Annotated in this window: 5 protein-coding genes; 2 read left to right on the forward strand and 3 right to left on the reverse strand. The window is 68.5% G+C overall.

From position 1 onward, the window contains the following. Window positions 1–79 precede the first annotated feature (79 nt). The gene (flaF, locus tag FV228_RS22585) at window positions 80–451 is read right to left on the reverse strand and encodes a flagellar biosynthesis regulator FlaF (RefSeq protein ID WP_147856647.1); all 372 of its coding nucleotides are present in this window, start codon (window positions 449–451) and stop codon (window positions 80–82) included. Window positions 452–619: 168 nt separating this feature from the next. Here flaF and FV228_RS22590 point away from each other — a divergent pair, with 168 nt between their 5' ends. Continuing rightward, window positions 620–862 (forward strand): hypothetical protein, encoded by a 243-nt coding sequence (locus FV228_RS22590; protein WP_147856648.1) that lies wholly within the window; start codon window positions 620–622, stop codon window positions 860–862. A gap of 356 nt (window positions 863–1,218) precedes the next feature. Here the strand turns inward: FV228_RS22590 and FV228_RS22595 are convergent, their stop codons facing one another. Continuing rightward, on the reverse strand, window positions 1,219–2,466 hold the full coding sequence (locus FV228_RS22595) for a nucleoside transporter C-terminal domain-containing protein (protein ID WP_147856649.1): 1,248 nt from the start codon (window positions 2,464–2,466) through the stop codon (window positions 1,219–1,221). Window positions 2,467–2,523: 57 nt separating this feature from the next. Continuing rightward, window positions 2,524–3,162, reverse strand: a complete 639-nt coding sequence (locus FV228_RS22600; RefSeq protein WP_147856650.1) for a TetR/AcrR family transcriptional regulator — start codon at window positions 3,160–3,162, stop codon at window positions 2,524–2,526. 105 nt (window positions 3,163–3,267) lie between these two features. Between FV228_RS22600 and FV228_RS22605 the strand changes: the two genes are divergently transcribed. Further along, window positions 3,268–3,895 (forward strand): SDR family oxidoreductase (locus FV228_RS22605; RefSeq protein WP_147856651.1); only part of this gene is annotated, 628 nt, incomplete at its 3' end.

The following is a 3,895-nucleotide window of genomic DNA, read 5'->3' on the forward strand; positions in this document are numbered from 1 at the left end:
GGCCCAGGCCGCGACGGTCGAGCGGCCTGCGCCCGACACCGCCGCCTGAGCGCGCCCGTTTCCGGAGCGGAGCCCGCCTTCAGCGCGGGTTGCCCTGGAGGCCGGCGGCGATCTCGTTGTTGATCCCCACGAGGGTGGCGATCTTCTCCGGGGTCGGCTCGATCATCGTGTCGACGCAGCTCCGCAGCACGAACACGCCCAGGTTGCCGATGCCCCGCTTGATATCGGCCGGCAGCGGGTTCTCGTCGGCGGTCGCCTCGGTGGCCAGGATGGTCCAGACGCGCTGGTTGAACGACAGGGCCTCGTTGAGGCGCTTGGTGTCCCCGTCGGCGATCCCCTGGCTGGCGCCGATCAGTTGCTGGGCCGCCTTGAGCAGGACTGCGGATTCGGCTTCGCGCGGTGTCAGCGCGGACCGGGATGTCCGGGCATAGGCGTTGGCGGCGTAGTTCATAGGCGGTCCAGCCCCGTCATCGCACCTGCCACACCGGCGGGCTTGCGTGCAGCTGTCGCAGATCAAGTGTTAAGGCCGCGTGAGCAACAGGTCCGCCATGTTCCCGCCGGGTTGGACAGTGACCAGAGACTGTGGCCCCACCAAGCCGGTCACCGGATCGCGTCAGAGATGCTGAATTTCTTCCTCGGAACCGTCGCCGGCGGCCTGATCGCCGCCGTGCTCACCATCGCGGCGGCCCGTCAGCCGGAGGTCCAGGCGCGCCTCGGCCTGAAGCCGGCCCCCGTCGTCGCGACCCTGGCGGCGGTGGCCAAACCGCGCGAGCCCGATTGCGCCAAACCGGCCGAGGGGCCGACGGTCGGGACCCGGGACATGCTGTTCAACCGGCAGAGGTTCTGGTCGGTGGCGCCGTAGGCTGGAAACCAATTATCGTTTTCACGCAGACGGTTACAGATCATTATGACCGTGCTCGCCGCGTGCGGAAACAGATCGATCAGCCACCTGGTGGATGTGTCGATTGATGTCGCGACAATCATGTTTTTGATCTATATATTCGTATTGAACGCACAGTTATATATGTGAAAATCAATTCTGCGGTGATTTGATCAATAAACCTGCGAATTAAATTGTAATTATTTATTTTCTAGCGATCATTTATGCGCAGATATGCTCATGAATAGCCGTTTCGTCAGTCGTTAAGCATGAGATGAGACGGTAAAATTCCGTCCACAGAATCGATGCACGACGCCGTCATCATTCGTCTTCTGTCCTCACCCCACGAACAACCCGGCGATCGCCGCGCTCGTCAGGTTCGCCAGAGTCCCGGCGAGAATCGCTCGCAATCCGTAGCGGGCGACTTCGGAGCGGCGCTCCGGGACGAGGCTGGAGAAGCTCGCGAGCTGGATCGCGATCGAGGCGAGGTTGGCGAATCCGCACAGGGCGAAGCAGACGATCGCCTGGGAGAGCGGGTCGAGGGTGCCGGCGCCGAGGGTCGGCGACAGGTTAGCGTAGGCCAGGAATTCGTTGAAGGCGATCTTCTGGCCGATCGCGCCGCCGACGAGCGCCGCGTGTTCCCAGGGCACCCCGAGCAGCCAGGCCAGCGGGGCGAGCGCCCAGCCGAGCACGCCCTCGATCGACGCCCCCGGATAGCCGGCGAGGCCGCCGACATAGCCGACGATCCCGTTCGCCAGGGCGATCAGCCCGACGAAGGCGATCAGCATGGCGCCCACCGAGACCGCGACGACGAGGCCCTTCTGGGTGCCGTCCGCCGCCGCCTCGATGATGTTGGCGGCCCGGGACTCGCCGAACTCCACCCGGGTGGTGGCGATCCGGGTCGGCTCGGTCGAAGGCATCAGGATCTTGGCGTAGAGCAGGCCGCCCGGGATTGCCATCACGGAGGCCGCGAGCAGGTAGGTCATCGGCACGCCGAGCGCCGCGTAGCCGGCCAGGATCGACCCCGCCGTCGAGGACGCGCCGCTCGACATCACGGCGAACAGTTCGGCGCCCGTCAGCAGCGGCAGGAACGGGCGCAGCGCCACCGCGATCTCGCTCTGGCCGATCGCGATGGTGATCACCGCCGAGAACGATTCGATCGGCGAGGTGCCGAGGATCCGCCGCAGCCCGGCGCCGAGGCCACGCGCCAGGGCCTGCATCACGCCGAGATGGTACAGCACCCCGATCAGGGCCGAGACGTACAGGATCTGCGGCAGCACCCGCAGGGCCAGGATGAAGCCCGAGCCGCCGAACAGCTCGAACATCTTCGGCTCCACCAGACCGCCGAACAGGAACGCCGTGCCGCGGTCGCCGTAGGAGAGCCCCGTCACCACCACGTCGGCGGCGGCCCTCAGCGCGGCCTGCCCGGCTGGTAGGAACAGGACCAGCGCCCCGAGGCCCACCTGCAATGCCAGGGCGCTGAGCACGACCCGGGGCCGGATCGCCCGCCGGTTCGTCGAGAACAGCGCGCCGATGGCGAGGAGCAGCAGGATCGAGAGGCCGGCATGGATCAGTCGGTCGAGCATCGCGTCCTTCGGGTTCGAGCGTGGCCGCGCAGATGGAAGGTTCGGGCCACGGGCCTCTCAGCCCTGCCGATCCGTGACCAGGTAGGGGGCGAACAGGTCGCGGACCTGCGCGAAGCCCCAGTCGAGGTCGGCCTGGGACAGCGCGGTGCCGCCCTGGAGCCGGTGGCTCATCCAGTGGCTCGACACGATCCAGGCGTTGTCGATGAGCCGCCCGAGTGCCTCCGGTGTGATCCGCAGACGCCCGGCCCGCACCGCCGCCTCGAACACGGCACGGGCCAGCGCCTGGGTCCGCCCCCGCAGGGCATGGACCCGCGGGCGCAGGGCCGGGGCGATCTCCACCATGGCGATGCCATCGCGGTAGATAGAGCGATAGCGCCAGATCAGGTCGAACCAGCCCCGCTGGTAGGCCAGCAGCGCTTCCGGGGCGGAGGGGTCGGTGGGCAGGCGCCCGGCCACCGCCTCCGCCTCCACCTCGAAGACCGCGAACAGCGCCTCCACGAGACCGCTCTTGCGCGGGAAATGGTACTGCAGGTTGCCCTCGCGGATGCCACACGCCGCGGCGATCTCCGCAGTGGTGACCCGGCCGAGACCGCGATCGTTGAACAGCGCGAGGCTCTGCGCCAGGATCCTGTCGCGCGTGCCGGCACCCCGGCCGGGACCGGCTTCCTGCACCCTGCTGTCGTGGCCCCGCGCCATCCTGCCCCTCCCGGCCTAGGGTGCTCACCCTAGACAATGCCGGGCGCCGGGGCTATCCCGAACCGCCGATCCCGGCCTACCGGGTGACCCAAAGGGGGGCGCAGCTTGGCCCAGACATTCCGACTCGCCGGCGCGGTCGTGCTCCTCACCGGAGCCGCGAGCGGCATCGGCGCCGCCCTGGCGCAGGGATTGGCCGCCAAGGGCTGCAGCCTGCTGCTGGTGGACCGCGATGTGGCGGGCCTCGATGCCGTCGCCGGCAAGGCCCGCGCGGCCGGTGCCGCGGTCGAAACCCTGGCCCTCGACCTCGCCGACGCGGAGGCGATCAAAAACCTTCCGGACTGGGCCGCGGACCGGTTCGGCCGCCTCGACGTGCTGATCAACAACGCCGGCGTGGCGCTCGGCGGCCGTTTCGACGAGTCGCATCTCGAAGATTTCGAGTGGCTGATGGACATCAACCTGCGCGCCGTCGTGCGGATGTGCCACGCCTTCCTGCCGATGCTGAAGGATCGGCCGGCAGCCCAGATCGTCAACCTGTCGAGCCTGTTCGGGCTGATCGCCCCGCCGGGCCAGGTCGCCTACGCGACGAGCAAGTTCGGGGTCCGGGGTTTCACCGAGGCCCTGCGGCACGAATATGCCGGGACCGGGCTCGGGGTCACGGTGGTCCATCCGGGCGGCGTCGCCACCGCCATCGCCCGCAGCGCGCGCGGCACGCGTCCGCCCACCGACCCGGAGG

It is taken from the genome of Methylobacterium sp. WL18 (assembly GCF_008040015.1).
Classification (GTDB): Bacteria; Pseudomonadota; Alphaproteobacteria; order Rhizobiales; family Beijerinckiaceae; genus Methylobacterium; species Methylobacterium mesophilicum.